Genomic DNA, 23,745 nt, shown 5'->3' with positions numbered 1-23,745 from the left:
TGACGCATGCTCCGCTTTGTTGGATGCCCCCGAGTCCATCAGCGTGATTGCACCAAACGAGTAAGGCGGATGCGCGATCTGAACATGCACGCATTGGGCAGAGATCGTGATCGGAGACAACGGTCCGTAGGGTGGGCAAAGCGGCCGCCGTCAGGCGGCAGCGTGCCCACCGCCGGGCGGCGTGTTGCGCCGTGAGATGGTGGGCACGGCGCCGTCTGATCCCTTGCTTGTGGCGAGACCTTCCATGCGCCTTTGCCCACCCTACGGTCCGGCGTCGTTGGATAAGATCCGAGCTGATAACTCAATGCGTGATTGCGAGCGTAGCGAAGCAATCCAGAGTCCCATTGACGCCCTGGATTGCTTTGCTGCGTTCGCAATGACGGGGGACTAGCTGTGAATCAATCTCAAGACGCCGCGCGCTGCGGCTCGCCGTAGACGCGGGCCAGCAGCGTGCGCGCGGTATCGTTCGGCTGCAGCGCCGCGACGGTGATCGATGGCTCGCTGCGCGTGTCGCGCTTGCCGTGGGAGGTGTGGCGCATCACGCTGGAGAGGCGGCGGGCGATGGCGTGGGCGGAGCGCAGGTCGGTCTCGGCGAACACGACGACGACGGAGCCGTTGTCTTCATGGGTGCCGAAGTCCATCCGCCGCATCAGGCGGCTGATGATGCGGGCGCCATCATATTGCGCGCGCGGGTTGACCGGATCGAAGGCGAAGCGGGCGACGGCCAGGCTGCCGCCGCTCTTCTGGGTCTGGCTGACGGCGGTGGCGAAATCGCGCGCGAAGGCGGTGCGGGTGAGGAGGCCGGTCAAGGGATCGAGCATGCCGCCGGCTTCGATCGCGCGCAGAGTGCGGTTGAGGCGGCTCTCGAACGCGTGCTGTCGGATCAGCGGCAAGGCATGCGCCGCGATGCGCTGCGGCTCGCCGGCGATGATCTCGAGATTGGCGAGCTCCTGCAGCGGCGCCGGCTGGTTGGCGGTGACGACGACGCCGAGATTGCGGAAGCGGGTGTCCTCGGCGAGCACGGCGAGGAACGCATCGACCACGCGCGGCGAAAATCCTTCGCCGAGCACGATGCCATCGATGTCGCGGCTCGACAGATGCTTGGCGGCCGCCTCGATGCTCAATGCACCGACCACCGCCATGCGCTCGCCGAGCGCGACCGACAGGCCCGGCAGCGACGTGCCGCGGCCGAGCAGCAGCACGGTTGCGTCATTGAGCGGATCGGTGTCGGGCAGCGTCGCGTCCGGCGTCTTCTTCTCGTCGAGGCGACGAAGAACCGTCGTGTGCAACGTGCGGACCCGCAGCGCGGCGCGCAGCCGCGCCAGCAGGCGGTCGTGGTTGTCGCTGCCGTGCAGCGGAATGGCATTGTCGGGCAGGGCGGCGTCGCCCGGCGCGATCGCGATCATCGGGATATAGGGCTTGCGCGCGCTGACATGGCGCGACAGCGTGGCGATCTCGGAGGCTTCAGCGTCGTCCATCACCGCGAGCACGGCGGCCGGTTGAACCCGGGAGATCGCGCCGGCCGCATCGGCCCAACGGGTTTCGGTCGTCGGGAGAATTTGCGCCGCTGCAAGAGCCGCCGTCAGCGAAGGCCGCGTGGACTTGGAGACGATGAGGAGCGGGCCTTGTTGGGACATCCAGGGAAACTCAGGATACGCTGACGATACGTCGCGATCCTAGGTCTCTCCCGTTAACGCGGCGTCAACACTGTTCCGAACACGCAAGCGCTCCGCAGTCGTCCGGACGGCAGCTTCAGCCGCCTGAACTGGCACGGTCGCGGAAGGCCTCGACCATCAGCGGATTGAGGCCGAGTTCGGCCAGCGCCTCACGGGCGCGGGCGTTGTCCATCGCGCGTCCCGCCAAGCGATGTCCGCTCAGACGATCGGGCAGGGCGGTGAGCAGCGCGCCCTGGCCGAGCCGGCGCGACCATTCGTGCAGGTCCTGCGCGAGGAAGCGATAGCCGCCCACGGCCATGACGCCCGCCGGCGGCGCGGTGATCGAGATGGTGTCGTGGGCACGGTCGAGCCGCACGGCATATTCGGTGTCGACGAAATCGCGCGCCGGCGCCGGCATCAGCGAGTCGCTGGGCGGTGGCGGCGGCGCATAGGCGGCCAAGACGACCATGGGGCCACGCAGGCCGAGCGTGCCTTTCGGCGTCACCAGGATCTCGCCAGCGATCGAGGATCCCGGCTGCTCGCGCGGCGCGCCCTGGCGTCCCGGCTTGACCGAGCCGGGGCTGCCGTCGGCCGCGGTGCGCCGCACCGCGAACAGGCCGGCTTCGCCGAACAGATAGACATCCGTGAGTTCGATATCGCGCGTTGTCCAGAGAGGGCTCGATGCCACCTGCTCGGGCGCGCGCCACATGCCTAGAACGTAGCGGAGGTTCGGCAGCCGGGACGCGAGATCGCCTTCGTCGAGACGCAAGGCGAGCTGTGCGGGGGCGACCAGCGTATCGCAGGCAAGCTCCGCGAGTTGCTGCTCGAGCGCGTCGGCATCGAATGGGTGATGCAGCGCCAGCGTGCCGCCGGACAACAGCCAGGTGACGACGGAGGCGGCGAGACCGGCAAAGGACGACGGCATGAAGGCCGACATCATGTTCACGCCTTGCGGCAGATCGCTTTCGAGCGACACGGCAAGCCCGCCGGCAATCAGGCTGAGGTGAGTACGCGGCACGGCACGGAAGCCGTCGGCGGTCACGTCGAACGAGACGATCGCGGCCTTGCGCCCGTCGGGCATGATCCCGCGCGTCGAGCGCGACGGCTTCGCGATCGACTGGTCGAGCGAATACATGCCCTCCGGCAGATCGGAGCCGAAGCCGCAGACATGGCGGATCGAGAACGCCTCGGCCGCCGCATTCATCGCCAGGTCGGAATGGATCACGCCATCGATCTTCGACATCGTGACGATGGCGCGCGCGCTGGTGCGGTTGAGCGCCGCCACCAGCTCCGACTGCCGCCACAACAGCGGAAACACGGCGACGACCAGCCCGGCGCGATGCGCGGCCAGAACGGTGAGCACGAACTCGATCGTGTTGGGCAGCTGGACGGCGATCACAGAATGCGCGGGCAGGCCGGCGTCGATGAAGTGCGCCGCCAGCGCCGAGATCACGCGATCGGCTTCGGCATAGGTCAGGCGCATCGGAGGCCGGCCAGTGATGCGCTGCTTGTTGATCGGATCGATCAGCGCAACCGCATCCGGCTTGCGCGCCAGGATGCGTTGAAACAACGCGTCGAGCGTCGGCGACGTATTGGCCTGATTCACCTGTTGCCCCGTACTTTCACGGACCCGGCCGACCAACTGCCCCGGTGGTCATTTCGATGCCGGCTCCGGCCGCTGCCACCAGCTCTCCGGGAGCGCTCCCGTCAAAGCTGTCCTCTTGGGCCGTTCTATACGATTCCACCGAGCGATCCATTCCTCGGCGGCATTGAGCACTGGAATAGCGTAGAACCCAGCCATCAGGGTACGGTCCAATGCGCGAACGGTCGAGATAAATTCCTCCCTGTCGCGGGCCCGCAACAGCGCGGCGATCATGGCATCGATCGCCGGATCCTTGGCGCCCATGTAGTTCCGCGTTCCCGTCCGGTCGGCCGCCTCGCTGCCCCAGTAGAAGGCCTGCTCGTTGCCTGGCGACAGTGATTGGTCCCAGCGGTTCTGGATCATGTCGAACTCGAAGCTCAGCCGGCGCTGGTCGAACTGCACGGGATCGACGACCCTGATCGCCGCATTGATGCCGGCGCGCTTCAGGTTGCCGGCATAGGCCAGCGCGATGCGCTCCTGGTCGCGCGTCGTCACCAGGATCTCGAAGGCGAGCGGCGCGTGCGTCGCCCGGTGCCGCAGCACCGTGCCGTCCAGGCCATAGCCGGCCTCGCCGAGCAGATCGAGCGCCGTCTTCAGCGCGCTGCGATCGCGCCCGGAGCCATCGGTGACCGGAAGACGATAGCTGCCGTCCATGATGTCGGGGGGGATCTGCCCGGAAAATGGCTTCAGCAGCTCACGCTCGGTGGCATCGGCGACGCGGCCATAGGCCGACAGCTCGGAGCCAGCGAAATAGCCGCCGCTGCGGCGGTACAGACCGAAGAAGTAGTTGCGGTTGATCCATTCGAAATCGAACAGCAAGGTCAGCGCCCGGCGCACCCTGATGTCGGCGAACACCGGACGGCGGGTGTTGAACACCAGGAACTGCGACGGCTGCGGCATGCCCGAGGTGAAGCTGTCGCGGATGACCTCGCCGCTGCGCGCGGCAGGGAAGTCGTAGCCGTCGTGCCAGCGCAGCGGCTCGGTCTCGACGCGGAAGTCGTACAGCCCGCGCTTGAAGGCCTCGAACTGGCCGTTCGACTCGCGGTAATAATCCAGCCTGACCTCGTCGAAGTTCCACAATCCCCGGTTGACCGGCAGGTCGCGGCCCCAATAATCGGGATTGCGGGTGAGGGTGACGCTCGCTCCCGGCCGCACTGCGGTGACACGATAGGGGCCGGACCCGAGCGGGGCGGAAAGCGTAGTGTCCTCGAACGCCGCGACGTCGGTGGCGTGCTTGGGCAGGATCGGCATCAGGCCGAGAATGAGCGGCAGCTCGCGATCTTCGGTGCCGCCGAAATCGAACCGGACGGTCAAGGGATCGAGCACCTCGGCCTTGGCGACCTTGCCGTAGAACTGCCGGTGATTGGGGCGGCCGTGGTCGCGCAGCAGCGCGAAGGAGAAGGCGACGTCCTCGGCCTCGACCGGATGACCGTCGGCGAAGCGGGCGCGGGGATCCAGGCGGAAGGTGACATAGGTTCGCCGATCGTCGGTCTCGACGCCGCGGGCCAGCAGGCCATACAGCGTGAAAGCCTCGTCATTGCCGCGCGTGAGCAGGCTTTCCACGACATAACCGCGAATTTGCTGCACTGCGACGCCGCGCACGATGAACGGATTGAGGCTATCGAATGTGCCGAGCAGTCCCCAGACCACGCGGCCGCCCTTGGGCGCCTGCGGATTCACATAAGGCATGTGGTCGAAGTTGGGGGGCAGGGCCGGGCTGCCGTGCATCGCCAGTGCCGCAGTTTCGGCAGCAATTGCGCTCGGAGTGTAGACCGGCTGCAACAGCGCCAGGATCGCGAAGCCGCATCCCACCACCGCGCGCAACATGCGCTGCAGCATCAGCATCGGGGCGCAAGCATTTGATTCGGAACAGGCCACGAAAGGCTTTTACCACAGGCTCGCCCGCGCTAGACCGCCGCCCGGACACGGTCCCGCGGCATTGATTCTTCCGCGCACCGCGTTATGAAAGCGGGCGATTGAGTTACGGCGGCAACGCCTGTCACTTAACCGCCTCATTTCCTGAGGAGACAGCCGCTTCGACGGCTTGGTTGGCGCCTTTGGCGGTCTCGGGCGCTGCCGTTCAGAAAGGGTTTTCCGCAATGAATTTCCGTGACTTGGCCTCGTCGGTTGGGCCGCGTGGGCGGCTCGTCGCCCTGCTGGCGGTCACCGCGCTGGCCGTTTCCTTTGCTTCGGAGGCGCAGGCGCAGGCTCAGCCGCCCGCAGCGCCGAAGGCAAAGGCTCCGGCTGCTGCCCCCAAAGCTCCCGCTCCCGCCGCACCTCCTGCGGCCGGTGCTCCTCCGGCCGGCGGCCAGCAGGCCCAGGCACAGGCGGCGGAGATGCCGCAGCTGATCTACGCCCCGTGGACCAAGTTCTGCCTGAAGGGGCAGGATGCCAACGCCAAGCAGGTCTGCTTCATCGGCAAGGACGGCCGCATCGAGTCCGGTCAGCCGGTGGTTGCCGCCGTGATCATCGAGCCCGAAGGCGAGCCGAAGAAGATCCTGCGCGTGACCCTGCCGCTCGGCATGCAGTTGCAGCCCGGCACCCGCATCGTGGTCGACAGCAACCAGGCGCTGCAAAGCCCCTACGTGATCTGCTTCCAGAACGGCTGCATGTCGGACTACGAGGCGACTCCGGATTTCCTGGCCAGCCTGAAGAAGGGTCAGAACCTGTACGTGCAGGCGATCAACTCGAACGGCACGGCGCTGACCCTGCCGCTGCCGCTGCAGGAAGGCGCCAGCAGCTTCGCCAAGGCCTATGACGGCCCGCCGACCGATCCGAAGGAGTTCGAGAAGACCCAGCAGAAGCTGCAGGAAGAGCTGCAGAAGCGCGCCGAGGAGCAGCGCAAGAAGCTGGAGCAGACCCAGCCGCCGGCGAAGCAGTAAGGCCAGCCTGGTTCGGCACGTTCCGAAAACAAAAGGCGCTCCGGTCGGAGCGCCTTTTTTGTTGGATCAGCGGGTGTATCGGAGAGGTGTAGCTCGGACGCGGAAAGGTGAGGGCGTGTCGCCCTCAGTTCAGCAGCGGATTGCGCGGACGATAGCCGCCGGCCTTGTCCTTGATGAAGATCTCCGCAACCTGGGAGTGCCGGATCGGCTCGCCGGACTCGTCGGGAACGAGGTTCTGTTCCGACACATAGGCGACGTATTCGGAATCCGCGTTCTCGGCCAGCAGATGATAGAACGGCTGGTCCTTGTGCGGCCGAACCTCTTCGGGGATCGAGAGCCACCATTCCTCGGTGTTGTTGAACTCGGGGTCGATGTCGAAGATCACGCCCCGGAACGAGAACACCCGATGCCGGACGATCTGGCCGATCTGAAACTTGGCAGTTCGCGCTTTGATCATCAGAGTCGAATAGACCAGGATTGAGGCCGATGCTAGTGCCCGAGGGGCGGATTTAATCTAGACAGTCCCGAATCGCGCGGTGCCGCGCGCTCCTGCAGCCCCGGCCCGCAACGGGTCATTCGCAAAGACCCATGCTCGACATTCTCAATCTGGCCCTGCCGTATTTCGGCGTCGTTTTCATAGGGTTCGCCTGCGGTAAATGGAAGAAGCTGCCCGAGGCCGGGCTGTCCTGGATGAACTTCTTCCTGCTCTACGTGTCGCTGCCGGCCTTGATGTTCAACCTCATTGCGCGCACGCCGTTCGCCGAGCTGAGCAACCCTCCCTTCCTGGTTGCAACGACGCTCGCGACCATGCTGACGTTCACCCTGGCGCTCGTGCTCGGCAAGCTGATCGGCCGGCTGTCGCTGCGCGAGGCGACCATGGCTGGCCTGGCGGGTGGCTATGGCAATATCGGCTATATGGGGCCGGGGCTCGCTCTCTCGGTGCTCGGCGCCAAGGCGGCGGCGCCGACCGCGCTGATCTTCTGCTGCGACAGCATCTTCCTGTTTTCGATCGTTCCGCTGCTGGTGGAGCTGACCGAGCGGGATCACGCCTCGCTGGGGCATGCGCTGCGCACGGTGCTGCGGCAGATCCTGCGCAACCCGCTCATCATGGCCACCGCCGCCGGCATCCTCGCCGCGGCCATTCAGTTCCATCCGCCGACGGTGCTCGATCGGACCTTGCAGTTCCTGCAGAATGCGGCGGCGCCGACGGCGCTGTTTGCGCTGGGCGTGACGGTGGCGCTGCGTCCGTTCGAGCGGCTGCCGTGGGAGGTGCCGGTGCTCACGGTGGTGAAGCTCGTGATCCACCCGCTGATCTCGTTCGGCCTGATGCTGCTGTTCGGACCGTTCGCGCAGCCATGGGCTGCGACAGCGGTGCTGATGGCGGCGTTGCCACCCGCGCTCAATGTGTTCGTGATCGCGCGCCAGCACGACAGCTGGATCGAGCCCGCGTCATCGGCGGTGCTGATCGGCACCTTCGCGTCCGTGGTGACGCTGACCAGCGTGATGTGGCTGATCCAGAGCGGCCGGCTGGTGTTTCCCTGATTATGCTCAGCCGGCGCGGCGCGAGCTCCGCCAGGAGGGCGCCAAACCCTCGCGCATCGCCAGCCGCCGCAGCGGACCGATGCCACCCATCAGATGCATGCCGACCGCACGCAGCGACTGCATCGGCAGGAGATCGCTGAGCAGCGAGCGGTTGGCGACATCGATCGCGAAGGTACGGCTCAGGATGTCGGCCCGGCGGGCCGCGCCATAGCGCGAGATCACCTGGGATGCGCCGAGATCCTCGCCGGCCGCCTTGGCCTTGCGCACGACATCGGCGATGTCGATGCCGTCGCGCAGCCCGAGATTCAGTCCCTGCGCGCCGATCGGCGGCACGACATGGGCGGCCTCACCGATCAGGACAATGCGGTTCTGCGCGTAAGCTTGCGGCCGCTCGATCGCGAGCGGAAACACATGACGGCCCGGCTCGACATGCACCCGGCCGAAGATCGAATGCGACTGCCGCTCGGCGGCGGCGGACAGCTCGTCGTCATCGAGGGCATGGAGCCGCTCGGCTTCCCTGGGCGCCGCGACCCAGACCACGCTGGAGCGATCGCCCGGCAATGGCACGAACACGCACGGGCCGTGCGAGGTGTGGAATTCCGTCGAGACGTTATGGTGCGGCCGCGCATGGGTGATGTTGAAGGTCAGCGCCGACTGCTGCAGCGCGCGACGGCTGACGCCGATCCCCGCCGCCTCGCGGCACAGCGAATGCCGGCCATCGGCGCCGACGACGAGTTGCGCGGTCAGCACGCGGCCCGATCCGGTGGTGACGGTCACCGCTTCGGCGCCGGAGCTGACACTCTCGGCGTCTTCGGCAATCCGCGTCAGCTCGGCGATCTCACCGGCGCGCCGCTCCAGCGCCTCCACCAGGACAGCATTGGCGATGTTGTAGCCGAACACCTCGATCCCGATCTCGTCGGCGACGAAACGCACCTCTGGGGCGCGGATCAGCCGGCCGGTGTCGTCGACCAGCCGCATCGTCTTCAAGCCGGCGGCGCGGTCGCGGCATAAGGCCCAGACCCCGATCTCGTCGAGGAAGTCGACGGAGCCGCCGAGCAGGGCGGTGGTGCGGTTGTCGGCATAGGGAGCCTGGCGGGCGACGAGAGCCGTCCGGGCGCCGGTCTGCGACAGGGCGATGGCAGCCGCGAGCCCTGCGGGGCCGCCGCCGACGACGATGACATCGAAGCTGGTGTCTGCGTGGGTCATGCCGGAACATTTGACGTTCCCGCCGGCATTTTCAAGAGTGTTCCGCACGCCTGCGCGGCGCATCGCCGCAAGCGACGATATGCAATTCGCTCCGATTCCTGGTAGCAGTGAACCGACATGGATCAGTTGAGACCAGAGAGCGCCGTATCAGCCACGCCGGCGCATCGCGCCGCCGCGTTCTCGGTGCACGTCTTCACCGCGCTCGGCGCGGGCGTGGCGCTGCTCGCCATGCTGGAGGCCGTGCGCGAGCATTGGACAGCGATGTTCTGGTGGCTCGGCGTGGCGCTCGTCATTGATGGCATCGATGGACCGCTGGCGCGCTGGCTCGACGTGATGAACGTGCAGCCCGACTGGTCTGGCGACGTGCTCGATCTCGTCGTGGATTTCACGACCTATGTGTTCGTGCCGGCCTATGCGATCACCGCGAGCGGGATGCTGCTGCCGCTGGCCGCGCCGGTGATCGGAATCGGCATCGCCGTGAGCGGCGCGCTGTACTTCGCGGATCGCCGCATGAAGAGCGACGACAACCATTTCCGCGGCTTTCCGGGCCTGTGGAATATCGCCGCGTTCTATCTGTTCCTGCTGCATCCGTCGCCGCTGCTCGCCACGCTGGGCCTGGCACTGCTGATCGCGCTGACCTTCGCGCCGTTCCACGTCATCCATCCCGTACGCGTGAAACGGCTGCGCTGGCTGACGCTGCCTCTGGTCGTGCTGTGGGGCCTGCTGGTGATTGATGTGTTGAGCCAGAATTTCACCGCGGGTCCGATCGTCACGACTGTGCTGTGCGCGATCGGCCTCTACATCGTCGCGAGCGACTCCGCGATCCGCCTGTTGAGATCCTTGAAAGCATGATCGACCTTCTGACCAGTCCCGAAGCCTGGGCCGCGTTGCTGACGCTGACCGCGCTCGAAATCGTCCTCGGCATCGACAACGTCATCTTTCTGTCGGTGATCACAGCGCGCATTCCCGAGCCGCAATCGACGCGCGCCCGCCAGATCGGTCTGGCGCTGGCGCTGATCTTCCGCATCATGCTGCTCAGCGTGCTGGTCTGGCTGATCGGGCTGACCCAGCCGGTGTTCTCGATCGGCAAGCTCGGCTTTTCCTGGCGCGACATCATCCTGATCGGCGGCGGCCTGTTCCTGATCGCCAAGGCGACGCATGAGATCCACTCCGAGGTGGAGGCACGCGAGGGGGAGGGACCGCAAACCGGCGGCCGCAGCAGCTTCTTCTGGGTGATCGCGCAGATCATCGTCATCGACCTCGTGTTCTCGCTCGACTCGATCATCACCGCGATCGGCATGGCGCAGGATCTGGAGATCATGATCGCCGCCGTCATCATCGCGGTGATCATCATGTACGTCTCGTCCGGGCCGGTCGCGCGCTTCGTAGCCAACCATCCGACCACCAAGATGCTGGCGCTCGCCTTCCTGGTGCTGATCGGCGTCGCGCTGGTGGCCGACGGGTTCGAGTTCCACATCCCGCGCGGCTACATCTATTTCGCGATCGCCTTCGCACTCGCGGTCGAGGCCTTCAACGTGATGGCCTCGCGCAACCGCAGGAAGCGCAAGGCGTGAGGACGGCCGAGTTGACAAGCCTGTCCTGATCGCCTTCGCTTTCGCGGGCGGTCGCGCCGGCGGTTCAACGCGCCGGATGCGCGATGAGAATCAGGTAATTGTCTGAAGCTCCTGGACCGGATTGTCAGATCCGGCCACGCGAGGTTCTGCAAGGGAGGATGGCTCGATGGCCAAAGCGGTGCGCGTGCACAAGGTGGGCGGCCCCGAGGCGCTGGTCTATGAGCCGGTCGATCTTGCCGCCCCTGGCCCCGGCGAGGTCCGCATCCGCCAGCACGCGATCGGGCTGAACTTCATCGATGTCTATTATCGCACTGGCCTGTACAAGGCGCCGGGCCTGCCGTTCGTCGCCGGTAACGAGGCCGCCGGCGAGGTGGTTGCGGTCGGCCCCGGCGTGACGCATTTCCACCCCGGCGACCGTGTTGCCTATTACGAGAACCTCGGCGGCTACGCCACGGAGCGCAACATCGGCTGGCAGCGCCTGGTCAAGCTGCCCGACCACATCACCTACGAGCAGGGCGCGGTGCTGATGCTCAAGGGACTGACCGTGTGGTACCTGCTGCACAAGACGTTCAAGGTCGAGCCGCATCACCGCGTGCTGATCCACGCAGCTGCCGGCGGCATCGGACTGCTCGCCTGCCAGTGGGCGCGCGCGCTCGGCGCGCATGTCATCGGCACGGTCGGCTCGAAGGCCAAGGCGGAGCTCGCGCTCGCCAATGGCTGCGATCACGTCATCCTCTACAACGAGGAGGACTTCGTCGCACGGGTGAAGCAGATCAGCCGCGGCGAAGGCTGCGACGTGGTCTATGACGGCGTCGGCAAGTCGACCTTCCCGGGATCACTGTCCTGCCTGAGACGGCGCGGCCTGTTCGTGAGCTTCGGCAATGCCTCCGGGCCGGTGCCGCCGTTCTCGATCGCCGAGCTCAACAGCCACGGCTCGCTGTTCGCGACGCGCCCGAAGCTCAACGACTACATCGGCACGCGGGCGGAGCTGCTGGAAGGCGCCGACACGCTGTTCTCGGCCGTGATCAGCGGCAAGCTGCACGTGCCGATCAATCATGCCTATGCGCTGAAGGACGCGGCGCGGGGGCACGCCGACCTGGAAAGCCGCGCCACGACGGGAGCGTCGATCCTCAAGCCATGACCCGCTGCGCGCGACGTCGACTCAGGCGTCGTCGCGGACCCCGCTTTCATGACTGGATGCCCGGCTCCACAACACGGCATCAGTCTGTGCGACCGCCGGCGGGCCGATCCGCGCCGCCGCCAGGCTGTCCTGGCCGCTTCGCCATGCCGCCTCCCGTTCGGGATCCGCGAGAGCCAGAGCGAGCCCCTGGTTCAGCTCGTAGAGGTCGGATGCGAGGCCGGCACGATCGAGCGCTGCCCTGAGCGCATCCTGCACCAGGCTGCGCAGCGCGATATGCGGACCAGAGACCGGCACATCCACATCGCGCCCGGCCATTGCCTGCGCGCAGGCGCGCCGGTCGAACGAGGCATGGCCGCGGCAGGCCAGCGGGCGCACCGGATGGATGATGCAGCCGCCGCGCACCACGAAGGGGCAGGGCTGGCGCAGCCGCATGCGCTCGGTCTCGCTCAATTCGCGCGTCGCGCGGTTGGCGAGCCTGATGCGGCGCGACAGCGAGCCGAGCGCCGAGCCCGGCATCCGCGCATCGATCTGGCGGACATAGCGCGCCAGCAGGAAAATTTCGGGCGCCGTCGCTGTCACGCGCAACGCACAGCATGACGGACAGCCCTTGGCGCAGGCGAGCGCCGGCAGATGCGCCGTCTGCGCGTCGATGTTGGCTTCGAACAGATCGAATGCGCGGTCCGCGAGCCTATCCGCCAGTTGGGGCGAGGCGGACACTGCGGCGACGATGTCGCTGAACCCCCGTTGTACTTCACTGAACACTGCATCGCTCACGCGCTTGCTCCGCCAGACATGACGATCGAACGCCAGCGACCGCGGCGCACCCGGCGCACCGCGGTCGACAGGACTGAGGCAGAGAGGACGCCCACTGCCTCAATCGAACAGCCGGCGGCCTGGATCAGGCCGCGACATCCTTGAGGATCGCCTCGAAGCAGGGGCGGGGAATGCGGAAGAAGCCGCGACCGCCGGCAAACGTCTGATAGTGCGGACGCGCCATGTCGAGCAGCCCCTCGTACCATTGGTTGGCAGTGAGACCAGCGGGCTTCTCGCCGATCATGTTGATGTCCGAATTCGGGAAGAAGCGGACATGGATCAGGACCTCTTCGGTCGCGGCAGCGGGGGCGATATGGCTGCGGGTGTCCTCCACCGGCCGCACGCGCGCCAGATTGTCTCTCGCCATTCTTGCATCTCCTCTGATGCCGACGTCGTTGTCGGCGGAATGATCATCAGCTTGGTTCCGGCAAGCCTCGTTCCTGACGAGCTGATCACATCCCGTACGACGCTATATCCAGAAGGATACAACGTCATGCATCGGACCGCAGGTGTTTGGCACCGCCAAGATCGTTTTTCAGGAGCCGCGCTGTCTTTGATTTAGGTCAACCGAGGACGAGTTCTGGAAATTCCTCCGCGATGCCGGTACAGCTTGGTCATCATGAGTGCTCGTCTCCGCATCGGCATCTTCTGCCCCTACGACAATCACGGTCTCGGCCATGCCGCGGCCATCCAGGCCGAAACCGATCTGGTGCTCAAGGCCGAGGCACTCGGCTTCGATGAAGCCTGGATTTCCGAGCATCATTTCGATGATGGCAGCTCGAGCCCCTCGCTGTTCGCGCTGCTGGGATATCTCGCCGCCCGCACGACCCGCATTCGCCTCGGCACCGCGGCCGTGCTGCTGCCGTTTCGTCCACCTGTGGAAGTCGCCGAGGATGTCGCAACGATCGACATCCTGAGCGGCGGCCGTCTCGATTTTGGCGTCGCGCGCGGCGGACCTTTTCCCGAGCAGAACCGGAATTTCGGTGTGTCGCCGGACGAGACCCGGCCGCGCATGCTCGAGGCGCTGCAATTGATTCAGCGGCTCCTCGCCGAGGAGGAAGTCTCCCATCACGGCCGCTACTTCCAGGTCGATCGTCTCAGGCTAACGCCGCGGCCGCTGCAGAACCCCGTCCCGACCTGGATCGCATCGGCGAGCGAAGCCGCGCTCGATGATGCGGCCGCGCATGGCCATGGTCTGATGGCTGGCCTGACATCGTCGCTCGATGACGTCAGGCAGATGCTGCGAAGCTATCGGGAACGCAATGCCACCGCCGATCCACGGCTGGTAGTCTCGCGGTTCTATTGCAGCGCGCCGACCCGGGACGAGGCCATCGCCGAAGCCGCGCCGTTCCTGCAACAGTTCTTCGACCGCAGGCGGCAACTGTCCGCCGGACCCGGCGCCGTGGTGCCGCCGACCAACATCGAGAGCTTTCTCGCGCGCTCGCTGATCGGCAGCCATGAAGAAGTCCGCACCAAGCTCAATGAGCTCGCCGCGGCAGGACCGCGCAGCGTGCTGCTGGTCCCGGCCAGCGTGGACGCGGGACGGCGCTGCGACATGCTGGCGACGTTCCGGACGCACATCTTGGAAAGCGGGGCCGGCGACTGATCGCGTACCGGCCGTCGCGTCCAAGCCGCTAGGCTACGCAGCGCGCTACGCCGGCCTTGGTCAGGATGCCGTCGAGCATGTCGATCATCGCGGCGATCTCGTCGCGCGTGACGTTCAGCGCAGGCATGAAGCGCAGCGTATCCGGACGCGGCGCGTTCAGAAGCAGGCCGAGCTCGAAGGCGTGAGCAACGAGCGACGGCGCGATCGGCCTGACCACATCGAGCGCCAGCAACAGGCCGCGGCCGCGGACTTCGCCGAGGCCATGCCGCGCCGAGATGCGTTGCAGCTCGCTTTCGAGATAAAGGCCGTTGTCGGCGACGGCCTTGAGAAACTCCGGCTTCTCGATCACGTCGAGCATGGCGAGCCCCGCAGCACACATCAGCGGATTGCCATTGAACGTGCCGCCCTGGTCGCCATGCTCGAAGCAGGACGCTTCATCGGTCGCGAGAAGAGCCCCGAGCGGCACGCCACCGCCGATGCCCTTGCCGAGCGTCATGATGTCCGGGAGGACGTCGGAATGCTCATAGCCGAACAGCTTGCCGGTCCGTCCCATGCCGGTCTGGATCTCGTCGACGATCAGCAGCAGCCCATGCTGGGTCGTGAGCGTCTGCAATTGCTGCATGAACTTGTCCGTCGCGGGCCAGACGCCGGCCTCACCCTGGATCGGCTCCAGCATGATCGCGACCGTCTTGCCGGAGATCAGCGCCTCGACCGAGGCAATGTCGTTCAGGCGCGCCTTGGGAAAGCCCGGCACCTTCGGCTCGAACAGCGGCTCGAACGCCTTCTTGCCTGACGCCGACATCGTCGCCAGCGTGCGGCCGTGGAAGCCGCCTTCGAAGGTGATGATCTCATAAGCGCCGTTCTTGCGCAACGCGCCGTATTTGCGCGCCAGCTTGATGGCGCCTTCGTTGGCTTCGGCACCAGAGTTGGTGAAGAACACCTGATCGAAGCAGGAGCGCTCGGTGAGCGTCTTGGCCAGTTGCAGGCTGGTGTCGTTGAAATAGGCCGGGCTCGGCGTGATCAGCCGCGTGGCCTGATCAGCCAGCGCCTTGGCAAGCTCGGGCGGCGCGTGGCCGAGCGCGTTCACCGCCCAACCCTGGATGAAGTCGAGATAGCGCTTGCCGCTGTCGTCCCACAGCCATGAGCCCTTGCCCTGCACGAAGACAGTGCGCGGACGCGCCGTGATCTCCATCAGAGCGTCATACGGATGCGGGGCGGTCAGCATGTTCAATCTCCTATGCTCAGTGGGAAAACGACGGCCGAAAAGCGAGAAGGCCGCTCCTTGCGGGAGCGGCCTTCTCGAAAACCCGATGCTGATGAGTTGGACCGATCAGCAACGTTTTCGGACATGGCGCGCCCCGGCATCGTCACGGCGGTGACGACGGCAAACGGCGGCGCGGCGGTTGGTCCGGTTGAAGATCATGCGGCGGGCCATACAGGCAGATCGCCAGACGTGTCAAGAGCGGCCGTGATCGCGGTCCGGCCGCCGGCCCCCGGTAGACCCCGTGAGGGCGCCTAGCTCAGAACTCTTTAGTTCAAATTTTACCAAACGTTTAGCGGCAACATTTACCGTGCTGGCGAGCTTGAAATTGCAAGCGCTCAGGACGAGCGATGTCTGATCCCCATCTCACGATCGCCGACGAGGTCCAGGCGGCGATTGCCACCGGCTCAGCCGAACGCTGCTCCGGCGTCGCTGAGCGCGTCGCGTCCCTGTTCATCGCCCAGGCCCGCAGCCTGGATGTCGAGCAATACGCCCTGTTCGCCGACGTGTTCGAGCGCCTCGTCAACACGATCGAGCTGCGCGCGCTGGCCGATGCCGGCGCCCGGATCGCGCTTGCCGAACTGAGCGCTCAGCTGGCGCCTGTCCCGCAGACCCCGGTGGCCGTGATCCGGCGTCTTGCCAACCACGACGACATCGCCGTCGCCGGACCGGTGCTCTCCGAATCGCCGCGGCTCACGACCGAAGATCTGATCGACATCGCCAATACGAGAGGCGAGCAGCACCTGATCGCGGTCGCCGGCCGCTGGTGGCTGCAGGAAGTCGTGACCGACGCGCTGCTGGTCCGTCGGTTTCCGAGCGTCAGCCGCAAGCTGATGAAGAATCCCGGCGCCCGGATCTCTGCGGCGGGCTTCTCGATCATCCTGTCTCAGGCTCTCGGCGATCCCGAACTGGCCATTGCGACCGGCATTCGTGCCGACCTGCCGTCGCCGCTGCGCCGCACGCTGCTGCAGGGCGCGTCCGAGGCGGTGAAAGCCAGACTGCTCGCCTCCGCCCCGCCGCATCTCTACGAGGAAATCCGTAGCGCGATTGCAGCGGCGACGACGGATGCCGAGCGCGGCATGTCGCGGTCGCGCGACTTCGGCGGTGCCAAGGCGTCGGTCGCGCAGTTGAAGCAGACCGGCAAGCTCAACGAGGCCATGCTGCTCGATTTCGCCCGCCAGCGCCGCTACGCCGAAACCATCGCGGCCATCGCGGAGCTTGCGAAATGCAGCATCGAGCTGGTGCGGCCCTTGATGCAGAGCTTACGCAGCGACGGCATTCTCGTTCCCTGCAAGGTCGCCGGGCTGAGCTGGAGCACTGTGGCCGCGATTCTCGACAGCCGCTTCGTTTCGGGCGCGACGAAGCCCGAGGAGCTGATCAAACTCAAGACCAAATATCTCGAGCTGACGCTGGACGAGGCCGGACGGCTGCTGAAGCTGTGGAACGTCCGAGCGGGCTCCACGAACGCGAACTGATCCGCAGGTCCGTCAGAACCCGGCCACCGAGCCGTGCAGATCGTATTCGTCGGCGCGCTCGATCTTGGCCGTGACGATTTCGCCGACCCGCAACGGGCGGCGGCTGGAGATATAGACCGCTCCGTCGATCTCCGGCGCATCCGCCTTGGTGCGCCCCTTGGCGACGGTCGGCCCGACTTCATCGATGATGACCTGCTGGCGCGTTCCAACCTTGCGCTTCAGCCGACGTGCCGAAATCTTCTGCTGACGCGCCATCAGAGCGTTCCAGCGCTCCTGCTTGATCTCGTCCGGCACCTGGCCGGGCAGGGCATTGGACGTCGCGCCGGCCACGGGCTCGTATTTGAAGCAGCCGAGCCGGTCGATCTCGGCCTCATCGAGCCAGTCCAGCAAATAGGCGAAGTCCTCGTCGGTCTCGCCGGGGAAGCCGACGATGAAGGTCGAGCGGAGGGCCAGATCCGGACACACCGCGCGCCAGCCCTTGATACGGTCCAGCGTCTTGTCCTGCGCCGCGGGGCGCCGCATCGCCTTCAGCACGTTCGGGCTGGCATGCTGGAACGGGATGTCCAGGTAGGGCAGCACCTTGCCCTCGGCCATGAGGCCGATGACCTCGTCGACATGCGGATACGGGTAGACGTAATGCAGCCGGACCCACGCCCCGAGCTCGCCGAGTTCGCGGGCCAGATCGAGGAAGCGGGCGCGGACGTTGCGCTCCTTCCACGGGCTTTCGGCGTATTTGATGTCCAGCCCATAGGCGGAGGTGTCCTGCGAGATGACGAGCAGTTCCTTGACGCCGGCCGCGACCAGCCGTTCGGCCTCGCGCAGCACGTCGGCGGCCGGCCGCGACACCAGATCGCCACGCAGCTTCGGAATGATGCAGAAGCTGCACCTGTTATTGCAACCCTCCGAAATCTTCAGATAGGCGTAGTGGCGGGGCGTGAGCTTGATGCCCTGGGGAGGAACGAGATCCAAATGCGGATTGTGCACCGGCGGCGACGCCCGGTGGACCGCGTCCAGCACGCTCTCGTACTGCTGCGGACCGGTGATCGAGAGCACGCCGGGATAGGCCTGCTCGATCTGTTCCGGCTCGGCGCCCATGCAGCCGGTGACGATGACCTTGCCGTTCTCGGCCATGGCCGAGCCGATCGCCGACAACGACTCCTGCTTGGCGCTATCGAGGAAGCCGCAGGTGTTGACGATGACGAGATCGGCGCCGTCATGCTTGCGGGCGAGCTCGTAGCCCTCGGCGCGCAGCCGCGTGATAATGCGCTCGGAATCAACCAGCGCCTTCGGACACCCGAGCGAAACAAAGCTGATCTTGGGCGCGGAACCCTGCTGCATGTTGGAACTGCCTGATGAGATACGCGTCAGCTAGTCCGAATTGCTCAGAAAGACAAGGCTTTAAGCCGGTCGCGTCCATGCTATGGATACCGGCTCGGACAACTGGTGAACGATGAGCGCCGAGCAGTCGCCTAAAATCGTGATCGTCGACGAAAGCCCGATCCGCGCCGCCATCCTCGAGGAGGGCCTGCGGGAAGCTGGTTTCAGCGGCGTCGTGCATGTCAGTGAAATGCAGGGTCTGCTGGCGCGGATCTATGCCCTGGACCCGGATGTCATCGTCATCGACCTGGAGAACCCGAGCCGCGACGTGCTCGAGCAGATGTTTCAGGTGAGCAGGGCGGTCCGGCGGCCGATCGCGATGTTCGTCGACCAGAGCGATGCAGCGTCGATCCAGGCCTCGGTGGAGGCGGGCGTGTCCGCCTACATCGTCGACGGCCTGAAGAAGGAGCGCATCAAGCCGATCCTCGACCTCTGCATCTCCCGCTTCAATGCCTTCTCCAAGCTGCAGGACGAGCTGGAGCGCACGAAGTCGGCGCTCGAGGATCGCAAGGTGATCGACCGCGCCAAGGGCATCCTGATGAAGATGAAGGGCTTCACCGAAGAGGAAGCCTACGTTCTGCTGCGCTCCACGGCGATGCGTGAGAAGAAGAAGATCGGTGAGATCGCGCAATCGATCCTGACCGCCTCGGAGATGCTGAAATGACCGGCTCGCTTCGCATTGGCTTCATTCCGCTGGTCGATGCAGCGGCGCTGATCGTTGCCGTCGACAAGGGTTTCACGGCCGCCGAGGGGCTAGACGTCACGTTGGTGCGCGAGGTCTCGTGGTCCAACGTCCGCGACAAGCTCAACATCGGCCTGTTCGACGCGGCGCATCTGCTGGCGCCGGTCGCGATCGCCTCCAGCCTTGGCATCGGTCACGTCAAGGTCCCGATCGTGGCGCCGTTCAGTCTCGGCGTGAACGGCAACGCGATCACGGTGACGCCGGCGCTGCATGCCGAGCTGATGGCGCATCTCGACGGCGACCGGTTCGATCCAATGGCGACCGCGCTGGCGCTGTCGCGCGTCGTCGCCGCCCGCCGCAAGGCCGGCGCCGAACCGCTGACCTTCGGCATGACGTTTCCTTTCTCGACCCACAACTACCAGCTCCGGTTCTGGATGGCCGCGGGCGGCGTCGATCCGGATGAGGACGTCCGTCTGGTGGTGCTGCCGCCGCCCTACATGGTCGAGAGCATTGCCAACGGTCACGTCGACGCCTTCTGCGTGGGCGCGCCGTGGAATTCGATCGCCGTCGACCTCGGCATCGGCCACATCCTGCACTTTGTCTCCGACGTTCTGGTGCGGGCCGCCGAAAAGGTGCTGGCCGTCAGGCAGAGTTGGGCAGACAAGAATCCCGACGCCTTGTCCGCCCTGGTTCGGGCGTGCGCACGCGGCGCCGATTTCATCGAGCAGAACCACGAGGACGCCGCACGCATCCTGGCTCAGCCCGAGCGGATCGGCGTCGATGCCGAGGTGCTCAAGCGCACGCTGGACGGCCGGCTGAAGATCTCCCCCGATGGCACCTTCCGTGAAAGCCCGCGCTATTTGCTGGTGGGCCGCGAGGGAGCAGGGCGGCCGGAGAAGATCCAGGCTGCATGGCTGTATGCCCAGATGGTCCGCTGGGGGCAGACGCCGCTCAGCAGCGAGGCGCTGGCGACCGCCATGGGCGTGTTCCGGCCGGACATCTATGACGCTGCGCTTGGCACCCAGGCGCAGGCCCAGAATGCCGCGATTGGGGCGTTCGCCGGCCCACCTTTCGCGGCCGACGACGTCCTGGGCCATCTCAAGGCCTTCAAGATCGGCCGCTGGACGGCCTGATCTCGCTTTCGAATAGAATTCGGGCAGCGCTCTCCGCCGATCAAAATTTGGGCGGAGTGCTCGCATTTCGAGACTTGAGGCTGTGATCGCGAGTTCAGCGATTCGGGCAGCTCTCTGAATTTCCACACATTTCTCAAGCTACGCGGCTGGCACGCAACTTGAATATTGCAGTGCAGTCAGCCGCCGCAGATGCCGCTGGCTGCAATCCGTGTCGGATTTCCGCAGCAACGAAGCTGGTCGGATCGCTCTCCTGAAGGACGCCAAGGTGAACACACCAAGGCTGGCCGTTCGGGCGACGCGATCCTCATCCCATCCCCGAACGCCATCCCCTGGCCGCTGGAGCTTCGTGCGCCATCATGAAAATCGAACACTTGTCTGTCGACTTCAACGACGAGCAGAAGCGCTACCTCGAGGGGCTGGCTGCCGGCCTCAAGGTGACCCTCGCCAGCCGCGGCGCTGCGAGCACGACGACAGCGGCGACTGAGCCGACCGGCCCCGACGCCATCCACATCAAGGCGCAGGACAAGGTTCTCGCGTCGGGCCGCAAGCTCGCCGACCAGGAGAAGATCAAGCGCGAGCTGCATCCGTTCGATGCCTATGAGCGGCTGAAGGAGCAGGCCCGCAGCAACGCCGCGCCGTCGGCCGCCGACAATTTCCGCTGGCGCTATCACGGTCTGTTTCACGTAGCGCCTGCGCAGGATTCCTACATGTGCCGGCTGCGCATCCCCAACGGCATCATGAAGCATTGGCAGCTTGCCGGGCTCGCCGATCTCGCCGATCAGCTCTGCGGCCCTTACAGCCACGTCACGACGCGCGCCAATCTGCAGCTTCGTGAAATCCCGCCCAAGCATGCCGTGATGCTGCTCGAAGGACTCTCCGATCTCGGACTCACCGCGCGCGGCTCCGGCGCCGACAACATCCGCAACGTCACGGGCACGCCGACCGCCGGTATCGATCCGCAGGAGCTCTTGGACACGCGGCCTTACGCGCGCGAGTGGCACTTCCATATCCTCAATGATCGCTCGCTGTACGGCCTGCCACGCAAGTTCAACGTCGCCTTCGACGGCGCCGGCCGCATCGCGGCACTGGAAGACACCAACGACATCGCGTTCTCCGCCGTCGAGGTGAAGGACGGTTTTGGCGTGACGTCGGGCGTGTGGTTCAGGCTCGGCCTCGGCGGCATCACCGGCCACAAGGATTTTGCCAAGCCGACTGGCATCATCGTCGAGCCGGAGCGCGCCACCGAAGTGGCCGATGCCATCGTGCGGCTGTTCATCGAGACCGGCGATCGCACCAATCGCCTCAAGGCGCGTCTCAAATACGTGCTCGACAGCATGGGTCATGACAAGTTCATGCAAGCCGTCGAGGAACGGCTCGGCCGCAAGCTAGCGCGCGTGCCGGACGAGGCGTTGCAGCCGCGGCCCGAAGCGGATCGCATGGCGCATATCGGCGTCAACGCGCAGAAGCAGGCCGGTCTGAACTGGATTGGCGTGGTGCTGCCGCTCGGCAAGCTCACCACCGATCAGATGCGCGCGCTGGCCAAGATCGCGTCGAATCTCGGCGATGGCGAGATCCGGCTGACGGTCTGGCAGAACCTGCTGATCCCCGGCGTGCACGACGAGAACGTGGCTATGGCCTGCGCCGCGATCGAGCAGATCGGGCTCTCGACACAGGCATCGCACATCCGGGCCGGACTGATCGCCTGCACCGGCAATGCTGGCTGCAAGTTCGCGGCAGCAAATACCAAGAAGCACGCGGCTGAGATCGCCGATTGGTGCGAGAGCAGGGTGGAGCTCGATACCCCGCTGAACATCCATCTCACCGGCTGTCATCACTCCTGCGCCCAGCACTACATCAGCGACATCGGCATGATCGCAGCCAAGGTGCCGGTCGGCGACGGCGACGACACCGTCGAGGGCTATCATCTGTTCGCCGGCGGCGGCTTCGGCCCGCAGGCCGATATCGGCCGCGAGGTGTATCGCGACCTGAAGGCTGCGGACGCGCCTGGGACCGTCGAGAAGCTGCTCAAGGCCTATCTCGCCCATCGCGCCTCGCCCGATGAGCCGTTTCTGTCGTTTGCCCGCAGGCACGATGGCGACGCGCTACGCCAGCTCGCCGAGGCCCAGAATTCGTCCGAGGTGTCAGCATGAACCAGATCACGCCCATGCCGAAGATCGAGATCATTCCTGCATCCGCACCGTTCTCGGAGGCACAGCGCTCCTGGCTCAACGGCTTCCTCGCCGGCGCGCTCAACCTCGACGGGTCGACGCCGCTGTCGCCGGCGCAGAACGGAGCCGTACTCGCGCCTACCGGCGATGCCGACGACGGCGAGGCGCCGTGGCACGACCAGACGATGCCGATCGCCGATCGCATGAAGCTGGCCGAGGGCCGCCCGTTGCGCCGGCGCATGATGGCGGCGATGGCGCAGCAGGACTGCGGCCAGTGCGGCTACAATTGCAGCGACTATTCGGATGCGATCGCCGATCGTAGCGAGGCGCGCCTCAATCTGTGCGTGCCCGGCGGCAAGGAAACCGCGCGGATGCTGAAGGCGCTGTATGAGGAGATCGACAAGGCGCCGGCGGCGGTCAAGCCAGCTGCCGCAGCAACGCCGGCCACCGTCTCGGTCGTCGTCAGCGAGCCCGGGCGCTCGCGCGACAATCCGGTCGAAGCGACATTCCTGTCGCGGCGCCTGCTCAACAAGCCCGGCTCGGAGAAGGAGACCTGGCACATCGAGTTCGATCTCGCCGAGGCCGGACTCGACTACGTCGTCGGCGATTCCTTCGGCATCTTTGCCAAGAACGACCTCGGCCTCGTCGATCAGATCATCGCGCTGCTCGGCGCCTCGCACATCACCGAGGTGCACGGCAAACCGCTGCGCCAGTGCCTGCTCGAGGACGTCTCGCTGTCGCCGGCGCCGGACTCGCTTTTCGAACTGATCTCCTTCATCACCGGCGGCGCGACGCGCGAGAAGGCGCGGCGGCTGGCGCAGGGCGAGGATCCCGATGGCGATGCGGCCACGCTCGACGTCATGGCTGTGCTGCAGAAGTTCTCCGGCGTGCGACCCCATCCCGAAGCCTTCGTCGAGGCACTGGAGCCGCTGCAGCCGCGGCTGTACTCGATCTCCTCCTCTCACAACGCCACGCCCGGAAAGCTCTCGCTGACCGTCGACTGCGTCCGCTACGTCGTCGGCAAGCGGAAGCGTCTCGGCCTTGCCTCGACATTCCTGGCCGAGCGGATCAATCCTGGCGACAAGCTCCGCGTCTACGTGCAGAAGGCGCATGGCTTCGCGCTGCCGGCCGACCCGAAGACGCCGATCATCATGGTCGGCCCGGGCACCGGCATCGCGCCGTTCCGCGCGTTCCTGCATGATCGCAGGGCAACGGGTGCGCCGGGCAAGAACTGGCTGTTCTTCGGCCACCAGCGCAGCGATTGCGATTTCTTCTACGCCGACGAGCTCAACGCGATGAAGACCTCGGGGCTGCTCACGCGGCTGTCGCTGGCGTGGTCGCGCGACGGCGACAAGAAATTCTACGTCCAGGACCGCATGCGCGAGGTCGGCCGCGAGGTCTGGACCTGGCTGGCAGGCGGCGCGCATCTCTACATCTGCGGCGATGCGAAGCGCATGGCCAAGGACGTCGAGCGCGCGCTGGTCGACATCGTCGCCCAGTTCGGGGCGCGCTCCACCGACGAGGCTGTCAGCTTCGTGGCGGACCTCAAGAAGAAGGGGCGGTTCCAGCTCGACGTTTATTAACCACG

At 66.0% G+C, this 23,745-nt stretch carries 20 protein-coding genes; 11 read left to right on the top strand and 9 right to left on the bottom strand.

All coding sequences use genetic code 11. The annotated features are described in order from the left end of the window. Window positions 1-404 precede the first annotated feature (404 nt). The 3 genes from BRAD285_RS16035 to BRAD285_RS16025 all read right to left on the bottom strand — a co-directional run bounded on the left by BRAD285_RS16035 (window position 405) and on the right by BRAD285_RS16025 (window position 5,136). Window positions 405-1,637, bottom strand: coding sequence for a hypothetical protein (locus BRAD285_RS16035; RefSeq protein ID WP_006613979.1), 1,233 nt, complete (start codon window positions 1,635-1,637; stop codon window positions 405-407). 115 nt (window positions 1,638-1,752) lie between these two features. Beyond that, window positions 1,753-3,261, bottom strand: a complete 1,509-nt coding sequence (locus tag BRAD285_RS16030) for a class I adenylate-forming enzyme family protein (protein ID WP_035647905.1) — start codon at window positions 3,259-3,261, stop codon at window positions 1,753-1,755. Window positions 3,262-3,309: 48 nt separating this feature from the next. After that, window positions 3,310-5,136 (bottom strand): extracellular solute-binding protein, encoded by a 1,827-nt coding sequence (locus BRAD285_RS16025; RefSeq protein ID WP_035647929.1) that lies wholly within the window; start codon window positions 5,134-5,136, stop codon window positions 3,310-3,312. Between the two features lie 260 nt (window positions 5,137-5,396). Between BRAD285_RS16025 and BRAD285_RS16020 the strand changes: the two genes are divergently transcribed. After that, on the top strand, window positions 5,397-6,179 hold the full coding sequence (locus tag BRAD285_RS16020; RefSeq protein WP_006613976.1) for an invasion associated locus B family protein: 783 nt from the start codon (window positions 5,397-5,399) through the stop codon (window positions 6,177-6,179). A gap of 124 nt (window positions 6,180-6,303) precedes the next feature. On the opposite strand, the gene hspQ is transcribed toward BRAD285_RS16020, so the two are convergent. After that, the gene (hspQ, locus tag BRAD285_RS16015) at window positions 6,304-6,636 is read right to left on the bottom strand and encodes a heat shock protein HspQ (protein WP_006613975.1); all 333 of its coding nucleotides are present in this window, start codon (window positions 6,634-6,636) and stop codon (window positions 6,304-6,306) included. Window positions 6,637-6,767: 131 nt separating this feature from the next. Here hspQ and BRAD285_RS16010 point away from each other — a divergent pair, with 131 nt between their 5' ends. Beyond that, window positions 6,768-7,721 carry an AEC family transporter gene (locus BRAD285_RS16010; RefSeq protein WP_006613974.1) on the top strand — a complete coding sequence of 318 codons (954 nt, stop codon included), beginning with the start codon at window positions 6,768-6,770 and terminating at the stop codon, window positions 7,719-7,721. Between the two features lie 6 nt (window positions 7,722-7,727). Here the strand turns inward: BRAD285_RS16010 and BRAD285_RS16005 are convergent, their stop codons facing one another. Next, entirely contained in the window at window positions 7,728-8,927 is a 1,200-nt protein-coding gene (locus tag BRAD285_RS16005) for a UbiH/UbiF family hydroxylase (protein ID WP_006613973.1), read from the bottom strand. A gap of 117 nt (window positions 8,928-9,044) precedes the next feature. Here BRAD285_RS16005 and pcsA point away from each other — a divergent pair, with 117 nt between their 5' ends. The 3 genes from pcsA (at window position 9,045) to BRAD285_RS15990 (ending at window position 11,642) form a co-directional block, all read left to right on the top strand. Beyond that, window positions 9,045-9,779 (top strand): phosphatidylcholine synthase, encoded by a 735-nt coding sequence (pcsA, locus tag BRAD285_RS16000; protein WP_006613972.1) that lies wholly within the window; start codon window positions 9,045-9,047, stop codon window positions 9,777-9,779. Next, a complete protein-coding gene (locus BRAD285_RS15995; protein ID WP_006613971.1) occupies window positions 9,776-10,501 on the top strand; it encodes a TerC family protein in 726 nt (241 codons plus the stop codon). The genes pcsA and BRAD285_RS15995 overlap by 4 nt, the downstream gene beginning before the upstream one ends. A 166-nt stretch (window positions 10,502-10,667) precedes the next feature. Next, entirely contained in the window at window positions 10,668-11,642 is a 975-nt protein-coding gene (locus BRAD285_RS15990; protein ID WP_006613970.1) for a quinone oxidoreductase, read from the top strand. Window positions 11,643-11,663: 21 nt separating this feature from the next. Here the strand turns inward: BRAD285_RS15990 and BRAD285_RS15985 are convergent, their stop codons facing one another. Then, window positions 11,664-12,416: a YkgJ family cysteine cluster protein gene (locus BRAD285_RS15985; RefSeq protein ID WP_006613969.1), complete on the bottom strand. Its 753-nt coding sequence runs from the start codon at window positions 12,414-12,416 to the stop codon at window positions 11,664-11,666. A gap of 124 nt (window positions 12,417-12,540) precedes the next feature. Next, window positions 12,541-12,822, bottom strand: coding sequence for a hypothetical protein (locus tag BRAD285_RS15980; protein WP_006613968.1), 282 nt, complete (start codon window positions 12,820-12,822; stop codon window positions 12,541-12,543). A gap of 252 nt (window positions 12,823-13,074) precedes the next feature. On the opposite strand from BRAD285_RS15980, the gene BRAD285_RS15975 reads away from it, so the two are divergent. After that, a complete protein-coding gene (locus BRAD285_RS15975) occupies window positions 13,075-14,061 on the top strand; it encodes an LLM class flavin-dependent oxidoreductase (protein WP_035647927.1) in 987 nt (328 codons plus the stop codon). Window positions 14,062-14,089: 28 nt separating this feature from the next. Here the strand turns inward: BRAD285_RS15975 and BRAD285_RS15970 are convergent, their stop codons facing one another. Further along, a complete protein-coding gene (locus BRAD285_RS15970) occupies window positions 14,090-15,286 on the bottom strand; it encodes an acetylornithine transaminase (protein WP_006613966.1) in 1,197 nt (398 codons plus the stop codon). Window positions 15,287-15,672: 386 nt separating this feature from the next. Here BRAD285_RS15970 and BRAD285_RS15965 point away from each other — a divergent pair, with 386 nt between their 5' ends. Next, complete coding sequence (locus BRAD285_RS15965) at window positions 15,673-16,797, top strand: DUF2336 domain-containing protein (RefSeq protein ID WP_006613965.1); 1,125 nt, start codon at window positions 15,673-15,675, stop codon at window positions 16,795-16,797. Window positions 16,798-16,809: 12 nt separating this feature from the next. On the opposite strand, the gene rimO is transcribed toward BRAD285_RS15965, so the two are convergent. Further along, the gene (gene rimO, locus BRAD285_RS15960; RefSeq protein WP_006613964.1) at window positions 16,810-18,135 is read right to left on the bottom strand and encodes a 30S ribosomal protein S12 methylthiotransferase RimO; all 1,326 of its coding nucleotides are present in this window, start codon (window positions 18,133-18,135) and stop codon (window positions 16,810-16,812) included. Between the two features lie 112 nt (window positions 18,136-18,247). On the opposite strand from rimO, the gene BRAD285_RS15955 reads away from it, so the two are divergent. The 4 genes from BRAD285_RS15955 (at window position 18,248) to BRAD285_RS15940 (ending at window position 23,740) form a co-directional block, all read left to right on the top strand. Then, window positions 18,248-18,838, top strand: a complete 591-nt coding sequence (locus BRAD285_RS15955; RefSeq protein ID WP_006613963.1) for an ANTAR domain-containing response regulator — start codon at window positions 18,248-18,250, stop codon at window positions 18,836-18,838. Then, window positions 18,835-19,989 (top strand): CmpA/NrtA family ABC transporter substrate-binding protein, encoded by a 1,155-nt coding sequence (locus BRAD285_RS15950; protein WP_006613962.1) that lies wholly within the window; start codon window positions 18,835-18,837, stop codon window positions 19,987-19,989. Before BRAD285_RS15955 ends, BRAD285_RS15950 begins: the two co-directional genes overlap by 4 nt. Window positions 19,990-20,345: 356 nt before the next feature. After that, entirely contained in the window at window positions 20,346-22,139 is a 1,794-nt protein-coding gene (locus BRAD285_RS15945; protein ID WP_006613961.1) for a NirA family protein, read from the top strand. Then, on the top strand, window positions 22,136-23,740 hold the full coding sequence (locus tag BRAD285_RS15940; protein WP_006613960.1) for a sulfite reductase subunit alpha: 1,605 nt from the start codon (window positions 22,136-22,138) through the stop codon (window positions 23,738-23,740). The genes BRAD285_RS15945 and BRAD285_RS15940 overlap by 4 nt, the downstream gene beginning before the upstream one ends. Window positions 23,741-23,745: the final 5 nt, after the last annotated feature.

Origin of the sequence: Bradyrhizobium sp. ORS 285 (genome assembly GCF_900176205.1) — a bacterium.
Classification (GTDB): domain Bacteria; phylum Pseudomonadota; class Alphaproteobacteria; order Rhizobiales; family Xanthobacteraceae; genus Bradyrhizobium.
The sequence above is the reverse complement of the archived record's forward strand: the minus strand, read 5'-3'. Positions and strand labels throughout refer to the sequence as shown.

Coding starts and splice junctions, on each gene's coding strand:
- BRAD285_RS16005 (WP_006613973.1), bottom strand. CDS start 8,927: ATGACCCACGCAGACACCAGCTTCGATGTCATCGTCGTCGGCGGCGGC.
- BRAD285_RS16025 (WP_035647929.1), bottom strand. CDS start 5,136: ATGCTGCAGCGCATGTTGCGCGCGGTGGTGGGATGCGGCTTCGCGATC.
- BRAD285_RS15990 (WP_006613970.1), top strand. CDS start 10,668: ATGGCCAAAGCGGTGCGCGTGCACAAGGTGGGCGGCCCCGAGGCGCTG.
- BRAD285_RS15940 (WP_006613960.1), top strand. CDS start 22,136: ATGAACCAGATCACGCCCATGCCGAAGATCGAGATCATTCCTGCATCC.
- BRAD285_RS15975 (WP_035647927.1), top strand. CDS start 13,075: ATGAGTGCTCGTCTCCGCATCGGCATCTTCTGCCCCTACGACAATCAC.
- BRAD285_RS15995 (WP_006613971.1), top strand. CDS start 9,776: ATGATCGACCTTCTGACCAGTCCCGAAGCCTGGGCCGCGTTGCTGACG.
- pcsA (WP_006613972.1), top strand. CDS start 9,045: ATGGATCAGTTGAGACCAGAGAGCGCCGTATCAGCCACGCCGGCGCAT.
- BRAD285_RS16010 (WP_006613974.1), top strand. CDS start 6,768: ATGCTCGACATTCTCAATCTGGCCCTGCCGTATTTCGGCGTCGTTTTC.
- BRAD285_RS16020 (WP_006613976.1), top strand. CDS start 5,397: ATGAATTTCCGTGACTTGGCCTCGTCGGTTGGGCCGCGTGGGCGGCTC.
- BRAD285_RS16035 (WP_006613979.1), bottom strand. CDS start 1,637: ATGTCCCAACAAGGCCCGCTCCTCATCGTCTCCAAGTCCACGCGGCCT.
- BRAD285_RS15950 (WP_006613962.1), top strand. CDS start 18,835: ATGACCGGCTCGCTTCGCATTGGCTTCATTCCGCTGGTCGATGCAGCG.
- BRAD285_RS15955 (WP_006613963.1), top strand. CDS start 18,248: ATGAGCGCCGAGCAGTCGCCTAAAATCGTGATCGTCGACGAAAGCCCG.
- hspQ (WP_006613975.1), bottom strand. CDS start 6,636: ATGATCAAAGCGCGAACTGCCAAGTTTCAGATCGGCCAGATCGTCCGG.
- BRAD285_RS15980 (WP_006613968.1), bottom strand. CDS start 12,822: ATGGCGAGAGACAATCTGGCGCGCGTGCGGCCGGTGGAGGACACCCGC.
- rimO (WP_006613964.1), bottom strand. CDS start 18,135: ATGCAGCAGGGTTCCGCGCCCAAGATCAGCTTTGTTTCGCTCGGGTGT.
- BRAD285_RS15945 (WP_006613961.1), top strand. CDS start 20,346: ATGAAAATCGAACACTTGTCTGTCGACTTCAACGACGAGCAGAAGCGC.
- BRAD285_RS15970 (WP_006613966.1), bottom strand. CDS start 15,286: ATGCTGACCGCCCCGCATCCGTATGACGCTCTGATGGAGATCACGGCG.
- BRAD285_RS15965 (WP_006613965.1), top strand. CDS start 15,673: ATGTCTGATCCCCATCTCACGATCGCCGACGAGGTCCAGGCGGCGATT.